This is a genomic window from Colwellia sp. MB02u-9 (assembly GCF_014077085.1).
In the GTDB taxonomy this organism is placed as follows: Bacteria; Pseudomonadota; Gammaproteobacteria; order Enterobacterales; family Alteromonadaceae; genus Cognaticolwellia.
On the sequence record NZ_JACGVF010000095.1, the window covers coordinates 185,017 to 209,492 of the forward strand.

General features: G+C 39.0%; 18 protein-coding genes. 7 read left to right on the top strand and 11 right to left on the bottom strand.

The genetic code is table 11. The annotated features are described in order from the left end of the window. The first annotated feature begins 462 nt into the window (after nt 1–462). From betI to H4J65_RS11925, 6 genes are all read left to right on the top strand, one after another. Nucleotides 463–1,068 carry a transcriptional regulator BetI gene (betI, locus tag H4J65_RS11900; protein ID WP_182138108.1) on the top strand — a complete coding sequence of 202 codons (606 nt, stop codon included), beginning with the start codon at nt 463–465 and terminating at the stop codon, nt 1,066–1,068. Beyond that, nucleotides 1,059–2,522, top strand: coding sequence for a betaine-aldehyde dehydrogenase (betB, locus tag H4J65_RS11905; protein ID WP_182138107.1), 1,464 nt, complete (start codon nt 1,059–1,061; stop codon nt 2,520–2,522). The genes betI and betB overlap by 10 nt, the downstream gene beginning before the upstream one ends. 80 nt (nt 2,523–2,602) lie before the next feature. Further along, entirely contained in the window at nt 2,603–4,288 is a 1,686-nt protein-coding gene (gene betA / locus H4J65_RS11910) for a choline dehydrogenase (protein ID WP_182138106.1), read from the top strand. 185 nt (nt 4,289–4,473) lie between these two features. Further along, nucleotides 4,474–5,691: a BCCT family transporter gene (locus H4J65_RS11915; RefSeq protein ID WP_182198325.1), complete on the top strand. Its 1,218-nt coding sequence runs from the start codon at nt 4,474–4,476 to the stop codon at nt 5,689–5,691. 19 nt (nt 5,692–5,710) lie between these two features. Then, the gene (locus H4J65_RS11920; RefSeq protein WP_182198390.1) at nt 5,711–6,415 is read left to right on the top strand and encodes a TorF family putative porin; all 705 of its coding nucleotides are present in this window, start codon (nt 5,711–5,713) and stop codon (nt 6,413–6,415) included. Nucleotides 6,416–6,815: 400 nt separating this feature from the next. Then, entirely contained in the window at nt 6,816–8,141 is a 1,326-nt protein-coding gene (locus tag H4J65_RS11925) for an aspartate aminotransferase family protein (protein ID WP_182198326.1), read from the top strand. An 89-nt stretch (nt 8,142–8,230) separates the two neighbouring features. Here H4J65_RS11925 and H4J65_RS11930 read toward each other — a convergent pair whose 3' ends face one another. Both H4J65_RS11930 and H4J65_RS11935 read right to left on the bottom strand, forming a co-directional pair. Beyond that, a complete protein-coding gene (locus H4J65_RS11930) occupies nt 8,231–9,100 on the bottom strand; it encodes an MYG1 family protein (protein ID WP_182198327.1) in 870 nt (289 codons plus the stop codon). 246 nt (nt 9,101–9,346) lie between these two features. Beyond that, nucleotides 9,347–10,129 (bottom strand): phytanoyl-CoA dioxygenase family protein, encoded by a 783-nt coding sequence (locus H4J65_RS11935; RefSeq protein ID WP_182198328.1) that lies wholly within the window; start codon nt 10,127–10,129, stop codon nt 9,347–9,349. A 431-nt stretch (nt 10,130–10,560) separates the two neighbouring features. Here H4J65_RS11935 and H4J65_RS11940 point away from each other — a divergent pair, with 431 nt between their 5' ends. Next, the gene (locus tag H4J65_RS11940) at nt 10,561–11,844 is read left to right on the top strand and encodes a lytic murein transglycosylase (RefSeq protein WP_182198329.1); all 1,284 of its coding nucleotides are present in this window, start codon (nt 10,561–10,563) and stop codon (nt 11,842–11,844) included. A gap of 106 nt (nt 11,845–11,950) precedes the next feature. Here H4J65_RS11940 and H4J65_RS11945 read toward each other — a convergent pair whose 3' ends face one another. The 9 genes from H4J65_RS11945 to H4J65_RS11985 all read right to left on the bottom strand — a co-directional run bounded on the left by H4J65_RS11945 (nt 11,951) and on the right by H4J65_RS11985 (nt 23,551). Then, nucleotides 11,951–13,288, bottom strand: a complete 1,338-nt coding sequence (locus H4J65_RS11945) for an OprO/OprP family phosphate-selective porin (RefSeq protein WP_220465137.1) — start codon at nt 13,286–13,288, stop codon at nt 11,951–11,953. Then, on the bottom strand, nt 13,288–15,387 hold the full coding sequence (locus tag H4J65_RS11950) for an ATP-binding protein (RefSeq protein ID WP_182198331.1): 2,100 nt from the start codon (nt 15,385–15,387) through the stop codon (nt 13,288–13,290). The genes H4J65_RS11945 and H4J65_RS11950 overlap by 1 nt, the downstream gene beginning before the upstream one ends. A gap of 15 nt (nt 15,388–15,402) precedes the next feature. Next, nucleotides 15,403–16,212, bottom strand: a complete 810-nt coding sequence (locus tag H4J65_RS11955; protein ID WP_182185122.1) for a phosphate/phosphite/phosphonate ABC transporter substrate-binding protein — start codon at nt 16,210–16,212, stop codon at nt 15,403–15,405. 63 nt (nt 16,213–16,275) lie between these two features. Beyond that, on the bottom strand, nt 16,276–17,397 hold the full coding sequence (locus H4J65_RS11960) for a sensor histidine kinase KdpD (protein WP_182198332.1): 1,122 nt from the start codon (nt 17,395–17,397) through the stop codon (nt 16,276–16,278). 5 nt (nt 17,398–17,402) lie between these two features. After that, nucleotides 17,403–18,002 (bottom strand): response regulator, encoded by a 600-nt coding sequence (locus H4J65_RS11965; RefSeq protein ID WP_182138096.1) that lies wholly within the window; start codon nt 18,000–18,002, stop codon nt 17,403–17,405. 273 nt (nt 18,003–18,275) lie between these two features. Next, nucleotides 18,276–19,169 carry an HD-GYP domain-containing protein gene (locus tag H4J65_RS11970; RefSeq protein WP_182198333.1) on the bottom strand — a complete coding sequence of 298 codons (894 nt, stop codon included), beginning with the start codon at nt 19,167–19,169 and terminating at the stop codon, nt 18,276–18,278. Nucleotides 19,170–19,206: 37 nt separating this feature from the next. Continuing rightward, nucleotides 19,207–19,578, bottom strand: a complete 372-nt coding sequence (locus H4J65_RS11975; RefSeq protein ID WP_182198334.1) for a response regulator transcription factor — start codon at nt 19,576–19,578, stop codon at nt 19,207–19,209. A gap of 18 nt (nt 19,579–19,596) precedes the next feature. Continuing rightward, nucleotides 19,597–22,764: a PAS domain S-box protein gene (locus H4J65_RS11980; RefSeq protein ID WP_182198335.1), complete on the bottom strand. Its 3,168-nt coding sequence runs from the start codon at nt 22,762–22,764 to the stop codon at nt 19,597–19,599. 73 nt (nt 22,765–22,837) lie between these two features. Further along, nucleotides 22,838–23,551: a hypothetical protein gene (locus H4J65_RS11985; RefSeq protein ID WP_182198336.1), complete on the bottom strand. Its 714-nt coding sequence runs from the start codon at nt 23,549–23,551 to the stop codon at nt 22,838–22,840. Nucleotides 23,552–24,476: the final 925 nt, after the last annotated feature.

Sequence of the window (24,476 nt, forward strand, 5' to 3'; positions counted from 1 at the left end):
AAAGCGCAGGAAAATTTACCCCGGCCAGTTCTAGTAATACCAATTTGATTAAGTGTGCTACTTTTTTGTCTGGAAAAATGGCTAAATACGAGAAATAAAATGTAGTCTGTAGTTATGCATCTTATAAATTATATAAGGTCGTATTTTTTCATTTTACCCCTTAAAAATGAGCCAATAATTAATCAACTTGCTATTACATAGTCCAAACCCCCTTAAGTAAAAGTAACAACATCTAGGTCAATTCATTAAAAAATTATCATTAGACCCCTAAGCTTTAAGGGTACTTATGCCATATATTTTATAGCGGCCATTACTCACCTATAGCGCAGTAAAAACAACAGAAACCACACGTTTCGGTACCTGCCGCTATTTTTATTATTGCAAGCAAGTTTGATAACTTCATCAAAAACCGTTAGTATAGATATTAATTGAACGTTCAATCAATAAAAAACAAAGAAGCTTATGCCTAAAGTTGGAATGAAACCATTGCGTAAACAACAACTCATTAATGCCACGATAGAATCGATTGGCGAGTATGGTTTACAAAATACAACCATCATTACTATTAGTCGTATTGCCGGCCTATCTTCGGGCATTATTAGTCATTATTTTGGTGGCAAACAGGGCCTGATTGAAGCCACTATAATGCACCTTTTAGAACAGTTAAGGTTAGCCTTGCTTGAGCGCATTCCTAGGCAACAACTTGAAGCAACCGAGCGACTTAAAATGGTTGTAGAGGCCAACTTCACCTCATTTCAACGCTCTACTTCCACCATAAAAACGTGGCTGAGCTTTTGGACCGAGTCAATGCATGAGCCAAAGCTGAAAAGATTACAACATATCAATAGTAAGCGCTTATATAGCAATCTGCTGTTTTCATATCGTCAATTACTAGCAGACGATGTAGCAAAAATAGCGGCGATGAAAACCGCTGCAATGATTGATGGCTTGTGGCTGCGCTGTGCATTAAGCCCGAGGCCTGATGCAGAATTTATCCAAGCTGAACAATTATGTAAAAACTTTATAAACGAACAAATTAACCAATATGGAGATATTACTTGTCAGTAATACGTTATAAAAATTATGTCGATGGTACTTATATAGATAATGCCAGTGGTGAAACATTTGATGTGATTAACCCTGCAACGGGCAAAGTTATTTATCAAGTTGAAGTTGCCGACGAACAGGTTAAAGAAAAAGCGATAGCCAGTGCGAAACTTGGTTTTGCGACTTGGTCTGCCATGAGTGCTACGCAACGTAGCCGAATTTTACTGAAAGCCGTAGCCTTGTTACACGAGCGTAATGACGAATTAGCCAAAATTGAAGTACTTGATACTGGCAAGCCATGGCAAGAAGCATCAGAAGTTGATGTATTGTCCGGTGCTGACTCTATCGAATTTTTTGCGGGGCTAGCGCCTGGCATAGAAGGAACCCAACAAGCTGTTGATGGTGACTTTTACTATACACGCCGTGAACCATTAGGTATTTGCGCCGGTATTGGTGCTTGGAACTACCCATTACAAATTGCTTGCTGGAAAGCAGCGCCTGCATTAGCTTGCGGTAATGTGATGATTTTTAAACCTTCTGAAGAAACCCCATTGGGCGCATTAAAGCTGGCAGAAATATTTACCGAAGCAGGATTACCCAACGGCGTATTTAACGTGGTTCAAGGCGCTGGAGAAGTAGGCGCTTGGTTAACCCATCATCCAGAGATTGCTAAAGTTTCTTTTACTGGTGAAGTCGGTACAGGCAAAAAAGTAATGGCCGCTGCGGCGAGTACACTAAAAGATGTCACTATGGAGTTAGGGGGTAAATCACCTCTGATCATTTTTGATGATGCTGACATCGACAATGCTGTTTCTGCTGCTATGTTAGGTAATTTTTATACCCAAGGCGAAGTGTGCACAAACGGCACGCGCGTATTCGTACAAGAATCACTGTATCCAGTTTTTATAGCAAAGCTACTCGAACGTACTAAAAAGAATATTGTTGTTGGCGACCCAATGGACCCTGAGACTAACTTTGGTGCCCTAATTTCAGCTAAACATATGAAATTAGTACAAGAGTACATCGATATTGGTATTAAAGAAGGAGCAACACTTGTGCATGGTGGCACATCACTTAAGCCAGATAATGCACCTGATGGCTACTTTGTTGCACCGACTATTTTTGGTGATTGTACCGACGAGATGACTATTTGCCGTGAAGAAATTTTTGGCCCTGTTATGAGCGTATTAACCTTTACCGATGAAGACGAAGTGATCCGCCGAGCCAATGCCACAGAATTTGGCTTAGCCGCGGGCGTATTTACCCAAGATATTACGCGTGCACATCGCGTTGTTCATCAAATAGAAGCCGGTATTTGTTGGGTAAACAGCTTTGGCGCCTCACCTGCGCAGATGCCTGTTGGTGGTTACAAAAGTTCAGGTGTTGGTCGAGAAAATGGCCTTTCTACGCTGAATTATTTCACCCAAATTAAAGCGGTGTATATCGGATTACAGCCACTCGATAGTCCTTTTTAACGCACAGAACAACGCAAATATTGTTCGATAGTTAAATCGTAAAAAGGTCTTCATGCAGTAAATTATTAAAAAGGTTTAAAATGAAAAGCGAAAAATTTGATTACATTATTGTAGGTGCAGGTTCTGCTGGCTGTGTCTTAGCAAATCGTCTCAGTGAAGACAGTGATAACAATGTCTTGCTCATTGAGACCGGCGGCAGCGATAAAAGTATTTTTATTCAGATGCCCACCGCATTGTCTATTCCGATGAATTCAAAAAAATACGCTTGGCAATTTGAAAGCCAGCCAGAGCCGTTTCTTGATGATCGACGTATGCATTGCCCTAGAGGTAAAGTTTTAGGCGGTTCGTCTTCAATCAACGGCATGGTTTATGTACGTGGACACGCCAAAGATTTTGATGAATGGCAACAACATGGCGCACAAGAGTGGGATTACGCTCATTGTTTACCTTACTTTAAAAAGTCAGAAGACTGGGCATTTAGTGCCAATGAATATCGTGCTAAAGATGGCCCACTGGGCGTAAACAACGGCAATGAAATGAAAAACCCGCTCTACAGAGCTTTTATTGATGCGGGAGTAGAAGCCGGATATTTTGAAACTCAAGATTATAATGCCGGTCAACAAGAGGGTTTTGGCCCGATGCACATGACGGTTAAAAACGGCGTGCGTGCATCAACGGCAAACGCTTATTTACGACCAGCAATGGTGCGTAACAACTTAACGGTTATTACCCATGCACTAGTACATAAAGTGCTACTTGAGGGTAAAAAAGCTGTTGGTGTTAGGTACGAGCACAAAGGTAAAGTGGTTGATATTTCAGCGCATAAAGAAGTTATTTTATCGGCTGGCTCTATTGGCTCACCGCATATTTTACAACTGTCGGGTATCGGCCCTAAAGCCGCGCTTGAAGCTGCTAATATTGAAGTAAAACACGATTTACCGGGTGTTGGCGAAAACTTGCAAGATCACCTAGAGTTTTATTTTCAATTTAAGTGCAAACAGCCGATTACCCTTAATGGCAAGTTAGATTGGTGGAGTAAACTGCTGATCGGTACGCGCTGGATATTAAGTAAAAAAGGCTTAGGTTCAACCAACCATTTTGAGTCTTGTGGTTTTATTCGCTCTAAAGCCAGTGTTGAATGGCCCGACTTACAATATCATTTTTTACCCGCAGCCATGCGTTATGACGGTAAAGAAGCTTTTGCAGGTCACGGATTTCAAGTCCATGTTGGCCATAATAAGCCTAAAAGTCGTGGACAAATCAAGGCGATATCAAACGATCCTAAGGTACATCCAGAAATTCGTTTTAATTACCTTGAACACGAAGCAGACCGTGAAGGATTTCGTGCCTGTGTCCGCCTAACCCGTGAAATTATCAACCAGCAAGCGCTTGATAACTATCGTGGCGAAGAAATTCAGCCTGGCCTTCATGTGCAAACAGATGAAGAAATTGACAGTTTTGTACGCCAGTCGGTTGAAAGTGCCTACCACCCTTCTTGCTCATGCAAAATGGGTACAGATGCAATGGCTGTGGTTGACCCACAAACGCGCGTACATGGGATTGAAGGACTGAGAGTAGTTGATTCGTCAATATTCCCAACAATTCCTAATGGCAACCTTAATTCACCCACCATTATGGTTGCTGAACGTGCCGCCGATATGATTCGCTCTCGAGCACTGTTAGCGCCATCTAACGCCGCAGTTACCATAGCGGGTAACTGGCAAGAGCAACAACGTTCAACTGTAGCAAAACGCACCACCAACTAAAGTGTAATCATCAGTGTTCTAAGCAAAATTAATTATCATCGCCATGTTATATACCTAGGTGTATAACATGGCAAAAATAATTAATTTTTCAAACCTAAAAGCTTGATATTGAACACTATAACTATAAGAAAAAAATAGGAGTTAATTATCTTAATATTGATTAAAAACATCATAAGGACACTATCATGACCACATGGTTATCAGCCGGAATGTTATTTACCTTTTCCGCAATCGCATTTATATTATATCGATGGGGCAATATTCGCTGTGTTGGTGTAACGCCCGTTAAAACTTTCACCTTTATTGCCATTTTATTTACCTCAGGACTCGATGTGGGACTTATTATGTTCCCATTAACTGAGTTTGCGGGCTACGCCGATTTAGCCACCAGTCCTGAATATGGTTTCACCAATCCTTTAGCTATTGAGTTTGGTTTTTGGGCCTTTCTTATTTGGAGCTTTTACTTTCTCACCTGTTTTTACTTTTGTGTTATTGAGCCGCGCGTAAAATTTTTTGAAATTCCGCTGGTTAAATTCATTAATAACGTTGTGATTATCGGCACCTGTGCCTTTACTGCTTATTTATTACTGTCTAACTTACCTTGGTATATGCCAGAACTTGGTGATGGTGAGTCTGTGGTTGGCATTTTTTACTTAATTGTATTACTGGTGATCGCCTTTGCGGTGTATTCAAGTACCAACATACGTTATGTGCGCATTTTGAGCCTGTCTACCACTTGGCTTTTTATCGCGTTGATTGCAGTAATGTGGGGTGGCGCATTTTTTGGTGAAAACTCAAGCATTGGCGAATTTGCCAATACCTTTGCCATGTTGGGCGGCTACTTTGGAAGCATCCACGAATTTGTGCTGCCAATGAATGCTTATCATGAGTTCTACCTTTATTGGTGGTTTGCATGGAGTATTATGATTGGCCAATTTACCGCCCGTTTTGTCAGTGGTTTACGCACTTATCAAGTACTACTGGCGATGTTGATCTTTCCGTCTATTCCGATCGCAATATGGTTTAGCGTCTTGTATTACTACAGCATGAACGGCATAGAAACTACTGGTTTCTATAATCTTGCCATGGCATTTGTCGGTATTACTTTTGTCATTAACTCTCTCGATTCATTGATCCGTTTATACACAGACAATTTGAAGATAGGCGTAGCGCGTATAGGTAGAGTTAAATACTTCTTTGGTAATATTATTGCCTTGAGTTTACTGACCTTGCTATTCAAATTAGATTTCTTGCAAATCCAATGGGTTGGCGCTGTAGTTATCGGACTATTCTTCACTTGCTTTGGTTATATTCTGTTAAGAAAATTTAACGAAGTAGCGGCAATAGAGAGTTCACCAGAAGAAAATAAAATCGACTTTACCAAACTAGAACAAGTAACCTAATTAAATGAGTATACAAATAATGAATAAAAGTATTATTGCCTTAGCAACAAGTTTTTTACTAGCCACTTCTTCAGCGGCATTAGCTGATGTATCAACAACCGTTAATTTAACCTCTGACTATACCTTTAACGGTGTTAGCCAAACAGGCAATGATCCTGCGTTACAAGCAAGTTTAGATTACGCAGGCGCTGACGGTTTTTATACTGGCGCTTGGGCATCAAACGTAGATTTTGGCAGCGCTGACGACACTAATGCTGAATTAGATGTTTACGTAGGAAATTACTTTCAACTTGACGAAAAAACAGGCCTTGATGCGGGTATTGCTTACTATACCTACCACGGTGATTCTGCTTCAGATACTTATAATTATCCAGAGGCTTATGCCAAGTTTAACTACACTTCATCAGTAGGTAATACCGAATTAAACTTTTGGTACAGCTGGGACTATTTTGGTCTTGATGCTGGGCATTATATCACTATGATTGCTCATACCTTTGAAGTAGCACCAGGTCATAATATTAGAGCCAGTTTCGATCGTTCAACATCAAGCGATGTTAATGAATGGTCATGGAATGGTAATGACGCGTACAATCATGCTCGTGTTGAATATATGACTAGTTATGAAGGCTTTGATTTTAACCTAGCACTTGAAGATACCAATATGGATCTTGATAGTGCAGATTCACGCATTGTTTTATCTGTATCTCGTACTTTCGGTTTATAGTAGCTAAGTTTACAAAACTGAGCTTGATCACCTTAGGTTGATCATTTTAGCGAACAAAGATTAATTTTATAATAGCTGTTCGCTAATTAAAAAGCCCTTACCTGTAATAGGTAAGGGCTTTTTTTATGCACTTATTTTGCTGTTCATACTAAAGCGCCGCTTTGGTTAACGACTAATTGGTTAACGGCTTAAAGTGCAGTAATAAATTTAGCTGAAATTTTCACTGAACACTTGCGCTGTAAACTTTGGCTAAGACTTTGGCTAAGAATAAGTAACCTTCAGTCTTATGTCTCGAAAAAGTGTAACTAGCGCTTCCTGACTTGGCACTATCCCTGTATTATCTCGAGCATTAAATTTATAGTCCAAATATTGAAATAAATCAGTTTGATTGGAACCTCTTATGACCAAAAAAAACAAACCCAATAGTACCCAAATGCTCAAAAGAGCCCACACCAATATGCCGTTAGGTGTTGCCGATAGCTACCGTTATTGGGGAGAAGAAAATACCGTATTTTTGAGTAGCATGAAAGGCTGCACAGTAACCGATTGCGACGAGCAAACCTTTGTTGATTTTCGTTTAGCCTACGGCCCTATTATTTTAGGCTATCGTGATGAACGTGTTGATAACGCTGTTATTAGTGCCATTACTGATGTGGGTACTATTTCTGGCTTTTCTACCGGGCTTGACTCTGACGTGGTTGAGTTAGTGAAATCACTTTGTCCTAACATCGACAAAATGCGTTTTGCCAATTCAGGTACTGAAGCGGTTATTGGTGCTGTGCGCACTGCTAGGGGTTATACCCAGCGCAATAAGATTGTTGTGGTTGAAGGCGGTTTTCATGGCCTACATGATGAAGTGATGTGGAAATCTGACGTGGATAACTGGGATGCAGACGATATAAACTCGCCTGAAATCATTCCTTTTGGCGCCGGTATTCCACAAAGCACCCGTGAACATCAAGTGAGTGTGCCGCTAAACGATTTTAATGCCCTTGACGCTGTGTTTGCCGAACATGGCGATGATATAGCCGCCATTTTAATTGAACCTATTATGGGCAATTGTGGCTCTATTGCATCAACGCAAGGGTACATGCAAAAACTACGTGACATCTGTGACGCCAACGGCGCTTTACTGATTATGGACGAAGTAAAAACTGGTTTTCGTGTCGCTAAAGGTGGCGTTCAAGCCTTATATAATATCCACGCCGATATCACCACTTACGCTAAAGCCATGGGCAATGGCTATCCTGTCGCTGCTTTTGGTGGCAAAGCCGAGGTAATGGGCGCTATTTCTTTTGACAAAAATGGCGTAACTCATGGCGGAACTTATACCGCTAACATGGTGGCATTAAGTGCGGCGAAAGCAACATTAACAATACTCAAAGAAACCGATGCGCTTGAAACTATTGACCATGTAGGGCAAAAAATTCAAACCTTACTTTCTCGTGTTTTTAGCAAGTTTGATATTGAACATTGTTTTGCCGGCCCAAATGCTATGTTTGGTGTGCACTTTGGCGCCAAAGTACCGCAAAACTATCGTGACTGGAAAAAAACTAACAGCGATTTATATACCCAATTCGCGCTTAATTTAATCGACAATGGTGTGATGCTAGAACCTGATTCACGCGAACCTTGGTTTATTTGTGAAGCTCACCAAACAATAGACTTTGCTTGGTTAGAACAAGTAGCAGAGCAATCTATGCAAGCCGCTATTAACGCGCAGTAAATCGTTGTTTAACTGTATTTAAGCTAATTTATTTACCTTAAATACAGTTAATTTAACATTCTAAAACTTTATCTTAACAAGTGCTAGGCTTATTCTGCTAGTGCTATAGCGGCCATTTTCATCACACTTTCAAACGATTGTGCACCGGCAATAAATAAACCATTATGACAAAACATAGCGTCATCAATACCGCTGACGTCTTGTAGTGCTTGATCCGCTAAACCGGCCCAGGCTTTAGGCAATGGCTTGCGATCTTCAAATGAGCCTAGTTCAACCGGCACTGTTTGAATTCTAAAGGGGCCAGAGCCCGACGGATAAATCACATACAAGGCTTCTTTAGATAGCGTGTGAACAGTTGTTTTCCAAGGCGTGTATTTTTCTAATACGATAACCCTTGGGTCTGCTGCGTTCTCAACAGCTTTCGCCACAATTGATTTAGCATTAATGCCACCGCTTGCAGAAGCAATAAAACGGGCTAAAACTCGCGAGGCAAACTCTACCGCTTCATCAAAACAAAGATCAAAATGACTATCTTCTTGCCACGTTGGGTTAAACATTGAAATAGTTTGGCTCAGGCTAATACCGGTTGAAACCCCTTGAACATGACCACAATCAATAGCGTCGATGGTTGATACCAAACCGGTATCAAGCGACTTAGCAACATCTGCATCACCGTGGCATATTTCTAGACCATACTTTTGCCAAATTAAACCAAATGAAGAATAAGGAATACCATTTTCACGCTCACCTGCGCCGCCACGTTGATGATGATCAAAGCGGCCTGCATCTGGATTATATTCACCACCTACATCAATCACAATATCAGCCTTGGCGATAACGGCTAAATCTCGTGTGCGTATAAGAGTAAAAGCAGGAAGAATGCTTTTAAGTGCAGCGATACTGAAAACATCATCCGCATGAAAATTACCGTTATGAGTTACTATTGTTTTATCATTCATTGTTTGTTTCATGCCGTTTTAGAAGAAATAGGAAGTTGCTGAGCGTTAACGCTTACTTTTTTGCCAGTCGCTAAAAAGTAAGGGCCGAATTCTATCTGAATACCACTGATAACAACAGCTAACTTTCACGCCATTAGTAGTGCATAACAGCGAGTAAATCAAAAGTCATGCGTCAAGCTCTAACTTTAAGTGCCTACTGAACTCGCACTGAATTAGCACTGCACAGCTAAGGGTATTTTTAAAATATTAGCTGTTCGACTTTAAGTTAAGGGTATTAATAAATAACCTGGGATCGTCAATTTTATCTAACATTAAGCTATCAGGCAAACAATCGTCATCAACATAATCTGCAAAATCGCCTGCTGAATCAAACACTAAAATATCTAACGCTAATCGCTCTAATCCGTATAAACCACGGTGGATCATATCAGCTGAAAAAACTAACAAATCACCCGCCGCTAGCTTAATTTTTTCACCACTAGCAAGGTCGTCACTACTAAGGCTGCCTTTTTCTTCTTGGCGGACATTAAATTCTTCATCATTATCCCAGCGCTTATGAGTACCCGGCACGAGTTCCATGCCAAGTTCATCAAATAATGGCACACGAAGATGTAATACTTGTGTCTGCTCTATAGCAAGCTTTTGCCCTGCAACATCATGATCATATTGACAGTCTCGATGCCAAAAATCTTTTTGTTTGGGGTTAACTGGATTAAAAAATAATTGCGTATTCATAAAGGCAGGATTATTCGCGACAATCGCCTCGACAACATCCATGATTTTTTTTGAACTGATAAAATTAAACAGCTGCACCCTATCATCAAAGGCTAAATACTCACTGCCCGTAATTAACGAAGAGTTGAAAGCCTCCTCCTGATAAAATTTTGCATTGTCTTGTTGCCATAACTGATGAAACTTTAATACCACGGCTCTAAGCTCTGCAATTTCAGCCACCGTGAAATAATTTCTAATAACAAAATAACCTTGCTGGTCATAATTGCGCTGCAATTGATTCCTATTTTCTACCATGAACTGACATTGCCTTTAGATTAGGATTAGAACTGTATTCCCAGCTTGATATACCACAAGGCTACAGTCAGGCTATAGTCCGGCTATATCAGATAATTTGTGGCTAACATTACTAGCCTTATACAGGGAGAAATTACTCAGGGTGAAATTATACCAATTCTATTAAATTAATGCCCTATTCTGTCAATAATATAAAACACCCTTTTCAACTCACTTACCTTGCCCATTTAAGCTTTATTTTATTGTTTGAGGTCAGAGTGCCGCGACTAATAAATGCCGTTAAACGGCATTTATTTTAGCCTAGTTATTTGGACTCACCAGGATGCTCAAGTGAATTTCTTTACTTTTATTTTTATTTTTTCAATCTAACGATGCTATTATATTTTTCAGTTTCGTTTTCAACTTTACTTTGAGCTAAGGAAGCTTCATTCATGAACTCATCAAACCCTTTTGTTAAACAAAGTGTTAATTTTTTTAGTTATCAAAAATTAATCATCATCTGTCTATTTCTCCCTATGCTGGCCAATGCGACGATTGCCGATGAAAATTTTCTCCAGTGTAAAGTGAATTTAGCGCAACGCGCTGAAACCGCAGGATTTTCTACTTATATAACTGAAACGGTTATTGATAATATCTCCCCTATTCAGCGCGTTATTGCGTTAGATAAAAAACAACCTGAGTTTACGCAAACCTTTGAGCAATATATTAAGGCAAGAGTTAGTGCTTACCATCTTCGTGTCGGTAAAGAAAAGTTACAAAATAACAAAGCGTTATTTGATAAGTTAGAAAAAGAATACGGTATTCCCCGCCAATATTTAGTGTCTTTTTGGGGCTTAGAAACTGTTTTTGGCAAGCACAAGGGTAAAATGTCGGTATTGAATGCCTTGGCAACCTTAGCTTGTGATCAACGCCGTAGTGAATTTTTCACCCTAGAATTATTAAATTTATTTACCTTAATAGAGCGTAAGCAGGTCTCTGTTGAGCAGCTAAAAGGCTCTTGGGCTGGTGCTATGGGTCATATGCAGTTTATGCCGACCGCATTGTTAAAATATGCGGTTGATGCTGACAACGATGGAAAAGTAGATGTTTGGCAAAGTGAGGTTGACGCTTTAACCACAGCGGCTAATTACTTAAATAAAATAGGTTGGCAGTCAAAAGAGCGTTGGGGCAGAGAAGTTAGATTACCGAAAAACTTTGCCTTTGATAAAGTCGCTTTTGATCAATATTACCCGCTGAATTATTTTCAGCAGTTAGGTGTTCAACAAACCAACCAGCAAGCCTTACCCGATTATAATATTCAGGCTGAGCTTTATCTACCCTCAGGCCATAAAGGGCCGGCATTTTTACTCTACCCTAATTTCAATGTCATTATGACCTGGAATCTTTCAAAAAGTTATGCGTTATCCGTTGGCATATTAGCTAATAAATTAGTTGGCGCTAAAGGCATCGAATTTTTTAACAAAGCGCAAACTCAGATAACACCTTTTAGTGTTGTCCAAATGAAAAACCTCCAAAGCCAACTCAATAGTTTGGGATTTAACACAGGTAAACCCGATGGTATTTGGGGGCCTAAAAGTAGAGATGCCATTCGCTCATTTCAACTACAACATCAACTGATTGCTGATGGATATCCAAATCAAGAGCTTTTTTCAACCATTGAGTTAGTGATCAGTAAAACTGAGCTAGTAACGCCAAGTATTAATCAAGAGAGTTAATTCGTGTCATAAACACACAGCAGAAAAATAAGGCTTGCGATTGCCTTTATATATCGCAAGCACTAGCCAAACTTATATTAAGCAGTAAAATTCGATTAAAATTCGATTAAAATGCCCATTGGCTTCTCAGCTGAATTATATCAGGATGAACAGATTCAAGAGGACCGCCATTTACCTGTAAAACATTAATATAGTTAGCTGAAAATCTGATGGTCGAAGTGGCAAACCAATTAACACCTAAAGTTAAACTCTTGGCTTCACCACCCATAATATTTTGGTCATTTAAATTAATAGTACTGTAACGTAAGCCAAGTTCCCAAGCACCTACACCACCATTACCCACACTAAAGTTAGGTGTTATCTTGCCAAACTTACCTTGTCTATATTGACGTGATTCACCGGTTAATAGATAGCCGGTTTGAATATACCAACTATTAAAAGCCAAACTGGGAGCACTATAGCGGCTAACCGATGCAGTGACATATTCTGATTGAACAGAGAGTGGCCCTGATACCATCGCAACTTCCAAGCCATATTTTGAATGAAAATCTACCTTGGCTATATTGCCAGTATCGACGATATTAATACCCGACACGTTACTTTCAGGCTGTTGCTTAAAACGCAATATAGCCACCTCGCCTGCATCACGATAATTTGCTGATACTGCCAAATGTAACAAGGAACCTTTACTATTAATCGGCGCATAGGTAACTCGGCTACCCAATCCCCAGCCTTCGTCCTTTTCTTTGCCTACTGTTTGTACGGCTTCTCCAAATAATCCAGCGGATGCTGTCCAATTTTTTCTATTGGTAAATACCATAGCTCCTATATGACGCCCAGTGTTAAGACCGTTGGTTAGTGAGCGCTCCATAAATAAGTTATAGTTTGCATTCATTTGAAATTGTAGACTGAAGGGGTCTTTCATATTACCGACTCTGACTGACATTGCATCTAGGCCTTGATATTCAACAAATGCATCAGCAATACCTTTAATTTCACCCGTCGCAAAGTCATATTCAAACTTATAAGCCCAGTCATGATACATCTTTCCTTGTAATGACATACGAGCCCGCCTGATTTTAGTACCATCACCCATGGTGTTATTGTCATTTTTATAAGCGGCGGCATCGGCCATAACACGGGCACCAATTTTTGTTGTAAAAGCACCATCAGGTGTTTTAACGCTTACAGCCCCCTTTACTGACACCTCAACATCAGACGATTTTTTCGCTTGTACCCCTTGTTTGTTTAGGCTTACGACTTGTTGGTTATTTTTTACCTTACGCTCTCCTAACTCAGCTTGTAAGCGAGCGTACTGCGCATCACTGATAGTCCCATTTTGATGCAGCATATCTATCAGTGTTTCAATTTCTGAACTGGCCTGAGCCGCTGGCCCAGTTAACAGGAGCAACAGGCTGATAAGTATTAATATATTTAGTTTCATCATAAGACCTTATCTAGCTTGGCGTGATTCATGATTATATTAGGCAGCCAAAGCGTTACAATTGTGCCTTGTCCAATGGTACTTGTTATTTCAAATCGTCCGTTGTGCATATTTATAAGGTCTTTAACTAAGCTTATGCCCAATCCTGTGCCCGGTATATTTCCAGAGGTATCAGCTCTGTAGAACCGTTCACCTACATGGGATAATTGTTCTGCTGTCATTCCTATGCCGTTATCTTCAATTATCACCCCAAATTCTGATGTTTCTTCTGTTACTTTCATTGTGGTGTAAACTTTCACTACCGAGTTGTTTGGAGAATATCGGTATGAATTATTCAATATGTTAGAGATAATCTGACGTATTTTAGATGAGTCAAATTCAATAAGAGGCCAGTATTTTGGTTGCTGTAAGTCGATAGTATGAAAGTTATCACTGCCAGAAAATTCGTCACAGAGTTCAGTTAGCGTTATTTTTAAGGTGTCTTGAACCATATCAAGCATACCCAGCGTTTTATTTTCTATACTGGCAACATCGATTAAGTCATCCACTATCTGTTTGAGACGCTTTGATTGTTTATTGATACTTCCGGCCATTTCTTTGGTTTTTTCTGGGCCATAATCGCAAAGGGTTAACAGTTCACTAAAACCCATGACACTGGCTAAAGGAGTGCGAAGTTCGTGTGCCGCTGACGTTAAAAACTCACTTTTCATTTTATCTACGATGCTTTCATGCGTAATATCAACAAAAAATAATATATCTGAAGAGTCGACATCAGTTTTGTCTATTTTTTGTCGAGAGACACGTAATATTTTTTCTACCGGTAATTTTAAATACAAAATATTTTCAGTGTATAACTCGTCTAACAATTTCATATTTTTATGCTGTTCATGATCCATTGATTTAGCGATTACCCCCTTAAAACATTCCCAGTCATGATCATTTAAACAGTCTGTTACTAACGAAAACATGGCGTAGAACGCTGGATTCACATATGAAATAGACAGATCTTTAGCAAGAATTAAAAAACCATTGGGACTTAAGTTAAATACCGCTTCTAATTCAACTTTGAGCTGATTTATAGTCGTTAGATCCCGTATTACACCCACAATATAGTGTTGATTATTGAACTCCATGCCACTTGAATGAATTTCTAGGGGGATTTTTTTCCCCTTAGAGGTAACGCCATTAATACGCTGTACATGCCTAACTGTGGAAGATTCTATGTCAAATAAATGTAGTTCAGGAATAAAATCGAACATACTCTGGCCAATAATATCTTGTTCTTGAACACCAAAAAGAACATAAGTCGCTCTATTCATAGAGTGAACTACACCGTCTAAACTGATCATGAAAATAGCATCTGTTGCGGTATTCATGATGGCATCCATGCGAGCATTATCTGATTTCAACGTCTGAGTGACTGCTGAAATTTTAGTCGACATCAAATTAAAAGCCCGCGATGCATCTGTTAGCTCATCATTACCTGCAAGAGGAATTTGCAAACCCGTTTCACCTTGAGACATCTTGACCGCCGCCTCCTGCAATAATATAAGGCGTTTGGTCAGTGTTATGCCAAGCAGTAATGAAAATAGCCCTACAAACATTAGTTCTATTAGCGCTATGGTGGTTAAGCTATGTGTTGCGGCTTTAATTATGGCCTTCTGCTCTGCTAAAGAAAGTCCAACTTCCACACGGCCAAATCGATAACCTTCAACAAATATCTCTGAAAAGGTATCAAAACTTTGGTCTATTTCACTTTCAGCGATAGAGTTATCGGCCTTAAATTTACGATCTAAAAAATCTTGCTCACCTCGCTCTGCTAATACTCCATCTAAACCTCGTATCTTAATATAAAGAATATTCGAGGTTATCATTGCTGACTCTACAATTGACTCAAGTGTGGCAATATCTTCAGAAACAACGGCATCTACTGATGCTGTCGCTAATAATGTAGAAATGTTGTGTGCACGTTCTTTGATGTCAAATTCAATGGTTTCATATAAAATTGATCGACTTTCTAACACCAATATCAATAGAAAAAAAGTTTCGATAAGTGCGATACCAATAATGGTTTTTATTTTGAATGATAATTTAAACATGGGTATGAGTTTCTTTTATTGTTTTATTATCTTGATGTTAAGTGCCCTAACATCATCCCAATCACTATCAGTACTTTTCACAATACCGGTATTAAAACCTAACTTGCTAAGAATTTTTTTGCCTTCTTCTTGCTCATTTAACGACACTAAAGCGTTTTGAATCTTGACTGCAGCTTCAGGACTTATTGTTGAGCTTACAGCGAAGGCATGTGGCGTATAGCCCTCTGAACGCCATATTATCTTTAACTTATTTGACAGCGCTTTAGGCAAAGTAGATAAGGTGCGAACAATACCGCCACCAGCCACAAATAAACCTTTAGCAACACCGGCATAGACAGAGTCATGAGAAGACACATACCTTGGTGTGAAAGCTATATTACGTAGGGTTAAGTTGGCTTGTGGCAGCACAGTTGCGGCGAATGCAGCAGGAGCAGGAAAGGCAATTTCTGCCTTCTCTAACATAGCTAGATTTGATATTTCACTGTCACTCGCTACAACAATAATGCCTTGAATACGCTTATCTTTTTGTCTTGCAATCGCTCGCAAACCTATAGATTTGCTGAATAGCGTATAGTGATATGGATTTAAGTAAACAATGTCATACCTGCCCGCCGCTACGCGCTTTTCAAATTCTGGAATAGTAGGTGCGGTGGCAAAACGAATATTTTCACCTGTTTTTTTCGACAAAAACATTGCCAATGGCACCCATACTTTAGCCAAACTCGACGCAGATTGTTGCGGTACTACGCCTAAGCTTAATACTTTTTCCGCTTGGGCCATAGGGGTAGCAAAAACGATTGTTAATAATATTATGATCTGTTTCATATCAAAAACCCTTTATTTTTAAAGGATGAGCATCTTTTAGGATAGTGGCATAACGCTTGAAATTTATGACTTGTCTCTGTTCATCAGTAAAGCCATATCGCGGGCATATAGTTGTGATTGGCGTATATCCAAATCATTAGTCGACGATTTTTCACCACCGGTCGGCAATTCAATATGAAATTGTACGGCATTTTTTAGATTGACATTTTTTATATTGCCGCCATGATTTTTAATAATGGTTTTAGCTAAACTTAACCCAATACCTAGACCTTGATTGCTAGAACCCTCTTTATCACCGCCACCAATGAAGGGTTCAAATAATGTATTTTTTACTTTTGGTGAAATTCCTCGTCCAAAATCACGAATAGTTATATGGGCAAAATGACTACTTTGCTTAAGCTGCAAATGAATTTCACTGCCCTTATGGCTATGTTCAATACTGTTTTGCACACATTCTGTAATCGCACGTTTTAGCCAGCCAAAACTACCGTATAAATTGCCAATAATCTCGCCTTTTTGCTTGAGTCTAATAACAATACCTTTACTGGCGCTCATTTCGCTAAGTGAGTTAATGGCGCTACGAGTCACTTCAACTAGGCTTATACGTTCTTTGTTACGCATGGGGTCATCACCATAAGTTTCGGACAACTCAAGCAGCTTTTCCATTTTGCTTGTTACTTCTTTAGCACTGTTAATGGTTAGTTCAATCAGAGCATCAAGATTTTTTTCCTTGATTTCGTCTGTGTTAAGTCGCTCAGAAAGAAAAAATGCTCCCTCTGTAAAGGCTTGCATAGGGGTACGTAATTCATGATTAATCAGTTTAAACATATTATCTTGTAGTCCCTGATACTTTACTCTTTCAAGCTCCTTTCTAATATATAGACAAAACATATTTTCTTCATGAAAGATAAGCGTATGGTTGTTGTTTTCAACCTGCTCAATGCCATTTAACTTTATGTCTTTTAACTTTATGTCTTTTAACTTTATGTCTTTTACTTGCTCTAGTTCACTCGTGTGCATTTCAGCTACGGCTTCCATAACACGGTTATCGGCTATTTTATTGCCAACCACAACGCCTTCAAAACCTAATTTTTTTAAATTACTAAAAAATACCTTACCTGTTATATCAAACATCACAATGCCATCGCTAAGTTGGGATAAAAGTTTAACAAATAATTTATTCATAGTGATTAACTACTTAACAGTGTTTTACATTGCTGATTAATGATTTTTTCAATTTCATCAAATGGAATGGGTTTAGTGAAAATAGGTATCCCTGCCGGTAAGCCACCTTTTTGAGTAATCTCTGCTTTTGATAATCCTGATACCGCCATAACCACCATGTCGTTAAATTCTTCCATTTTGGCCAGGCTTTTTAACATATGAATACCATTTACATTTGGCATTTGAATATCGGTAATAACAATATCAGGCTTCCATGCACCTATGTGTATTAAGCCCTGAAAACCATCGCTAGCCGTTTGTAAAATAATAGGTAAATTCCAACCTTCAATAGTCATTTTATACAACATAATTAAATCAGGCTCATCTTCTATAACTAAAACACGTACTAACTTGTGCTCGACAGCAGGGTTAGTCTCTTGCTTAAGTTCAGCCTTAAGCGCTTCAATATCCTCTAGATTAAAGCGCCTGTGTCCACCTACTGTCTTCCAAGCCTTTAATATCCCTGAGTCTGACCAAAGCTGAATCGTTCGTGTTGTTACCTCTAACAAACTAGCTGCTTGTTTTGAGGTACAGTGTTTCACTTTTAAATCAGTGACTTGATGCATTCAATCTTGCTCCTTTCTGTTTGTTCTGAATTTTCCGCATTTTCCGCATACACCAAATGTATACTAAGCACTGACAACAATCAACTCTGTAGAGTAACCTATGGTTAAAACAGCCGAAGACTGTGCTGCTAAGACTTAGCTGCTATCAGGTTTTTTTGTGTTATCTATCGCTGAGATAAAACTGTTAATTTATAACAGTTTCGTTGGTGAGGAGACCTACTTTATAGGCAAAAAACAGCCAAGTATAAAAACGCTTACAGCCGCAAACAAAGCTTAATTTTCCTTATTAATTCTATCGCGTTCATTAATAATGTCATTACTGACAGAGAAAAAAGCTTGAACAACCTTGGGATCAAAATGCGTGCCGCTGTTTTCTTTCACCATAGTAAGTGCTTTTTCATCAGAGAATGCCGGGCGATAGCATCTATCCATGGTGAGGGCATCAAAAAAGTCTGCCAAAGCAACAATGCGGGCACTTAAAGGAATTTGCTCACCCTGTAAATTTGAGGGGTATCCGCTACCGTCAAATTTCTCATGATGTGCTAATGCGACTTCTTCCGCCATTTGTAAAACAGGAACGTCTGAACCACTTAAAATATTAGCGCCATACTCGGGGTGCTTACGCATTAATACCCATTCTGCTTCAGTTAATTTACCCGGTTTTTTCAAAACATCATCAGGTATACCTATTTTTCCTATATCGTGCATAGGACTGGCTTGCTCAAGTAGATTACAGTATTTTTCGTCTTGACCATAAGCACGCGCAATTATGGAAGAAAAACGGCTCATTCTAAGGATGTGCGCGCCGGTATCGTCATCTTTAAATTCTGCCGCTGTCGCTAAACGTCTTATAGTATCAAGATGAGATGATTCAAGCGCTTGATATGATTTTTCTTTTTGCGCCATCAAAATCATAAAATCATGATTAAATCGCTCTAATTGTTTATAGGCAGCATTTTTTTCATTTTCATTCAATGCCGCTATATCGCGCTCAGCAAGTAGTTTTTGAATGTCTTGTGCATAACAAAAAAGCTGAGCTTGTAAGTCTTCTTTTTCTGTCTCCATAACTTTAACGACGTCCCAGACAAGATTTATGTCTGTTGGCGTTGCAGCAAGTTTTTTAACAAGCGAATCCATTTCATTACCAATAAAATGATTAACTGACATTTGATTATTCTCTATTCTCTAGTAGATATATTTATAGTTAAGTTAATGCACTATTAACTTTTTGTATTAATTCCAATGGACTAAAGGGTTTAACAAGGTAGCTGTCTGCCCCAACACGTTCTCCTTCTTCTAGGTCAGACTTTTGCCCTCGCGCTGTTAACAACATCACATATGGAATTTTTACACTACTGTCTTGTTTTAGTTGTTCACAGACCTGATAACCATCAACTTCACCAGGCATCATTACGTCTAGAATAACTAAGTCGGGTTGGATCACTTTGGCTAATGCCAATGCACGATGGCCATCTTCTGCTTCATGTAATTCATAATCACCAAAATCAAGTGTCATTCGGACTAATTTTCTTAATTCACCTTGATCGTCAACAATTAAAATTCTTTTTTGACTCATCGTTCATTCCTCAAGCTATTAATTTTTAACCATGGGTAACCACACAGTTACCACCATTCCTTTTTCGTTATCACTAGAAAATTCAACCTCTCCGGTATGAATCGAGACAATTTCTTTAACCAATGACACACCTAAACCAGTACCTGGTGTTGCACCCGAGTCGTCTGCTCGATAAAACCGCTCTCCAATACGAGAAAGTTGTTTAGGTGTCATGCCTATACCGTTATCGATAATGCTAACACCAAACTGCCTAATGCCATTTTTTTCTCTTTCGCTGGTTTTTAATCGTACTTTTTCATTTTCAGGAGAATATTTAAAGCTGTTACTTAACAAGTTATTAAATACCTGACGCATTTTATCAATATCGCAAGAAATTACCGGCCAACGTCCTGTTGACTTAACCTCCACTTTACGGCCCTTAAAGGCACCTTCCGCTTCCAGACATGACTGCTCTACAAGTTCTTTAAGCGAATGATTATCCATATAAAAATCTTTTCCCGCTCTTGCCTCTATACGTGATAAATCAAGTAGTTCATCTAATAGCTTCTTTAGATTTAATGACTGACGGTGAATAGTTTCAAAAATTTCATGTGACATTTTTTTATCATAATCACGATTCATTAATAATTCAGAAAACCCATAGATACTGGCCAGTGGTGTGCGTAGTTCATGAGCCGCTGTTGATAAAAAATCACTTTTCATCTTATCAACTTCTGTTTCATGGGTTACGTCCCTGAAATAAAGGACTTGGCCTTCTTTTTCACCCGTCAAGCCATGCATTGTTCTTTGCTTACAGTTAATAATGCGTACGGTCGGACGTGATAGATAAATGGTATGTTCACAATCTTCGTTGCCAATAATATTGGTATATTCCATTAGTTCTGAATTATATAAACTTGCCATTGCGTCACTAAAAATTTTAGCACTTTTACCAATAAACTTATCTTCTGTAAACCCGGTCATGTTTAATAAGGCGGGGTTAATATAAACAATATTATTGTTGGCATTTTCTAAAACAAAGCCATCTGGACTTAACGTTAATATGGTATCTAATTCACGCGTACGCTCTTTTACTTTTTTTTCCATTTCAGAACGATAACTATCAAGCTCGGTAATATCTTGGCCTACCCCAACGACACCCACAGCTTCGCCATTCGCATTACGTCGGGTAGTGGCATTGAGTAGCACCAAGACTGGATTGTTCTCTTTTGTATAAAGTGGCAACTCGAAATTAGAGGTTTCCACGCCTTTTAAGGCTTTTTGTAATACTTGGTTTACTGACTCACGATAATCTTTTGTGATCAATTCTTTTACTAGGTTTTTACCTAGTACTTCATCGGCTTGGTAGCCAGTAATAGCCGCTGACTTTTGATTCCATTGGTTGACATTACCTTGAGCATCAACACCAAAAATAGGGGCATTGGCGGTATCCATAAATATGGTTAATTCCTGAGCTACACGTTCCCTTTCAGAACGATAACCGTCTAGCTTTATTTGAAAGGCGAGTTCTTTGTTAGCCAGAATTAACTCGTGTTCCCACTTATCTTTCTCTTCGTGAACAAGGACTAATTCATTGGCTCGCTTTTCTTTTTCTTCGTTAGCAAGAATTAACTCCTCGGCCCGTTTATCTTTCTCTTCATTGGCAATAACTAACTCATCTGCACGCTTATCTTCTTCTTCGTTTTGAAAGGCTAGTTCTTGATTAGCGAGGACTAATTCATTGGCGCGTTTTTCTTTCTCTTGGTTGGCAACAATTAACTCTGCAGCCCGTTTGTCTTTCTCTTCATTTTGAAAGGCTAATTCTGTGTTGGCAAGAATGAGTTCTTCAGCCCGCTTGTCTTTCTCTTCATTTTGAAAGGCCAGCTCTGCGTTGGCGAGAATTAATTCATCGGCGCGTTGTTCTTTTTCTTCTTTGGCAAGAATGAGCTCTTCAGCCCGCTTGTCTTTCTCTTCATTTTGAAAGGCCAGCTCTGCGTTGGCGAGAATTAATTCATCGGCGCGTTGTTCTTTTTCTTCTTTGGCAAGAATGAGCTCTTCGGCCCGCTTGTCTTTCTCTTCATTTTGAAAGGCTAGCTCTTTGTTGGCGATAATTAATTCATCGGCGCGTTGTTCTTTTTCTTCTTTGGCAAGAATAAGCTCTTCGGCCCGCTTGTCTTTCTCTTCATTTTGAAAGGCTAGCTCTTTGTTGGCGAGGACTAATTCATCAGCACGTTGTTCTTTTTCTTCTTTAGCGAGAATCAGCTCTTCAGCCCGCTTGTCTTTCTCTTCATTTTGAAAGGCTAGCTCTTTGTTGGCGAGGACTAATTCATCAGCACGTTTTTCTTTTTCTTCTTTAGCAAGAATCAGCTCCTCGGCCCGCTTGTCTTTCTCTTTATTTTGAAAAGCTAGCTCTGCGTTGGCGAGGATTAATTCATCTGAACGTTTTTCTTTTTCTTGATTTTGAAAGGCCAGTTCTGTGTTGGCAAGCACTAATTCATTTGCTCGTTTTTCTTTCTCTTGGTTGGCAAGCGTTAATTCATCGGCCCGCTTATCTTTCTCTTGATTGGCTAGAAGCAGCTCTTCAGCCCGCTTGTCTTTCTCTTGATTGGCTAGAAGCAGCTCTTCGGCACGCTTGTCTTTCTCTTTATTGGCAAAAATCAGCTCTTCAGCTCGTTTATCTTTCTCTTGGTTAGCAAAAATTAACTCTTCAGCACGCTTGTCTTTCTCTTGGTTAGCTAAAATTAATTCTTCAGCCCACCTGTCTTTCTCTTCATTTTGAAAGGCCAGCTCTGTGTTAGCCAGCGTTAATTCCTCTGCGCGCTTTTCTTTCTCTTGGTTGGCAAAAATTAATTCTTCGGCCCGCTTGTCTTTTTCTTGGTTAGCTAAAATTAACTCTTCAGCGCGCTTATCTTTCTCTTGATTGGCAAGAATTAATTCTTCGGCCCGCTTGTCTTTTTCTTGGTTAGCTAAAATTAACTCTTCGGCCCATCTGTCTTTCTCTTCATTTTGAAAGGCCAGTTCTGTGTTGGCAAGCGTTAACTCTTCTGCGCGTTTTTCTTTCTCTTGGTTGGCAAGAATTAACTCTTCGGCCCGTTTATCTTTCTCTTCATTTTGAAAGGCTAGTTCTTTGTTAGCGAGGACTAATTCATTGGCTTTTTTTTCTTTCGCTTCGTGTCGATTATGTTTTTGATCATTATCTTTAAACATAAATAGTCCTAGTTATTTTTAGTAAACAATCAATTAAATGAGAAGGTAAATTTAAACTCTAAATACAACAGTGCTATTTTTTAAAAAGTCCCCGTAAAAAATCAAGCTCTTCATTGACTAAAATTAATTCATTGGCGCGCTTATCTTTCTCTTGATTAGCTAACACTAATTCATTGGCACGCTTATCTTTCTCTTGATTAGCTAGCACTAATTCATCGGCGCGCTTATCTTTCTCTTGATTAGCAAGTACTAATTCATTGGCGCGCTTATCTTTTTCTTGATTAGCTCGTACTAATTCATTAGCGCGCTTATCTTTTTCTTGATTAGCTAGTACTAATTCATTAGCGCGCTTATCTTTCTCTTGATTAGCTAGCACTAATTCATCGGCGCGCTTATCTTTCTCTTGATTAGCTCGTACTAATTCATCGGCGCGCTTATCTTTCTCTTGATTAGCCAGCACTAATTCATTGGCGCGCTTATCTTTTTCTTGATTAGCTCGTACTAATTCATTGGCGCGCTTATCTTTTTCTTGATTAGCTCGTACTAATTCATTGGCGCGCTTATCTTTTTCTTGATTAGCTCGCACTAATTCATTGGCGCGCTTATCTTTCTCTTGATTCGCTAGCACTAATTCATCGACAAGCTTATCTTTTTCTTGATTAGCTAACACTAATTCATCAATACGCTTATCTTTCTCTTTATTTTGCAAGGCCAGTACTTTGTTAGCGAGGACTAATTCACTGGCTTTTTTTTCATTCACTTTGTTTTGATTATGCTGTTTATCCATATTTCCCAAGGTAAATGGTCCTCATCATCTTTATATTTTAGTAAAAAATTGCCTGAATTCAAGAGGAAATACCCATGATTAAATTCAGCCTAAAAACTTCAATATCGTCTCAATTAAAGCGACGGTGATCATTGATGTATAACAATTTTTCAATAAATCTGATCCTGACCACGATGGTGTCGTGCATGTTGTAAACGACTAACCTGGATTAATTGGCAGTATTTTAGTTTCAACTCCGTCATTTAAGGAGATTAATAGTGGCTCTGAATTTTACGATTGTTCCGACTTTTATGGTTATTCCGATTTTTCCGTATGTTCTGACTTTTCCGTCTAAGTCAAAATTACGCTAAATAAATACAGCAGTCAACTCTATATATTAACAGTAAGCACAATCAATCAAGATTTAACAGCTGATTAACGAAGAAACCTCAGCTAAGAAACATTAAAAAATAAAGCTAGGCATAAGTTCACAGATGGCTCAAAAAAATTGTGCGGTTATTACTCAATAAAAAGCCTAACTAAACGGCGTTTGGGAAATAAATCGTGGATAAATTAGGCATATCATATAATAGTGAGATTTATTATTTTACCGAAAGAATCACTCAAATATTGACGATTGAGCGTAGTGGCCTTACCTGATATCACTAAACTCAAATCGTTAAGCTGAACATTTTTTGCAATAGCTTACGTTTCGTCATCACTTACAGCTCAAGGTTTAAGAACAAGCCTAGATGATCAATGGGCATAAAGCAGCTTGCTAAGGTGAGCAAAGGTTTGAACTGATATTTAAACGCTATACTGGTTTGCTTGTGGCTAATATTTACTATGAATATCTAAGTAAATCAAATTGAATTAAGTTGATTTTTCTGACTAATTTCGCTCAAGGTTAATACCAAAATGCTGGACGGCTTGCCATCAATATCAT

Bases quoted from the DNA above. Each gene is read 5' to 3' on its own strand.
- betI (WP_182138108.1), top strand. From the start codon at position 463: ATGCCTAAAGTTGGAATGAAACCATTGCGTAAACAACAACTCATTAAT.
- betA (WP_182138106.1), top strand. From the start codon at position 2,603: ATGAAAAGCGAAAAATTTGATTACATTATTGTAGGTGCAGGTTCTGCT.
- H4J65_RS11915 (WP_182198325.1), top strand. From the start codon at position 4,474: ATGACCACATGGTTATCAGCCGGAATGTTATTTACCTTTTCCGCAATC.
- H4J65_RS11920 (WP_182198390.1), top strand. From the start codon at position 5,711: ATGAATAAAAGTATTATTGCCTTAGCAACAAGTTTTTTACTAGCCACT.
- H4J65_RS11925 (WP_182198326.1), top strand. From the start codon at position 6,816: ATGACCAAAAAAAACAAACCCAATAGTACCCAAATGCTCAAAAGAGCC.
- H4J65_RS11930 (WP_182198327.1), bottom strand. From the start codon at position 9,100: ATGAATGATAAAACAATAGTAACTCATAACGGTAATTTTCATGCGGAT.
- H4J65_RS11935 (WP_182198328.1), bottom strand. From the start codon at position 10,129: ATGGTAGAAAATAGGAATCAATTGCAGCGCAATTATGACCAGCAAGGT.
- H4J65_RS11940 (WP_182198329.1), top strand. From the start codon at position 10,561: ATGAACTCATCAAACCCTTTTGTTAAACAAAGTGTTAATTTTTTTAGT.
- H4J65_RS11945 (WP_220465137.1), bottom strand. From the start codon at position 13,288: ATGAAACTAAATATATTAATACTTATCAGCCTGTTGCTCCTGTTAACT.
- H4J65_RS11950 (WP_182198331.1), bottom strand. From the start codon at position 15,387: ATGTTTAAATTATCATTCAAAATAAAAACCATTATTGGTATCGCACTT.
- H4J65_RS11955 (WP_182185122.1), bottom strand. From the start codon at position 16,212: ATGAAACAGATCATAATATTATTAACAATCGTTTTTGCTACCCCTATG.
- H4J65_RS11960 (WP_182198332.1), bottom strand. From the start codon at position 17,397: ATGAATAAATTATTTGTTAAACTTTTATCCCAACTTAGCGATGGCATT.
- H4J65_RS11965 (WP_182138096.1), bottom strand. From the start codon at position 18,002: ATGCATCAAGTCACTGATTTAAAAGTGAAACACTGTACCTCAAAACAA.
- H4J65_RS11970 (WP_182198333.1), bottom strand. From the start codon at position 19,169: ATGTCAGTTAATCATTTTATTGGTAATGAAATGGATTCGCTTGTTAAA.
- H4J65_RS11975 (WP_182198334.1), bottom strand. From the start codon at position 19,578: ATGAGTCAAAAAAGAATTTTAATTGTTGACGATCAAGGTGAATTAAGA.
- H4J65_RS11980 (WP_182198335.1), bottom strand. From the start codon at position 22,764: ATGTTTAAAGATAATGATCAAAAACATAATCGACACGAAGCGAAAGAA.
- H4J65_RS11985 (WP_182198336.1), bottom strand. From the start codon at position 23,551: ATGGATAAACAGCATAATCAAAACAAAGTGAATGAAAAAAAAGCCAGT.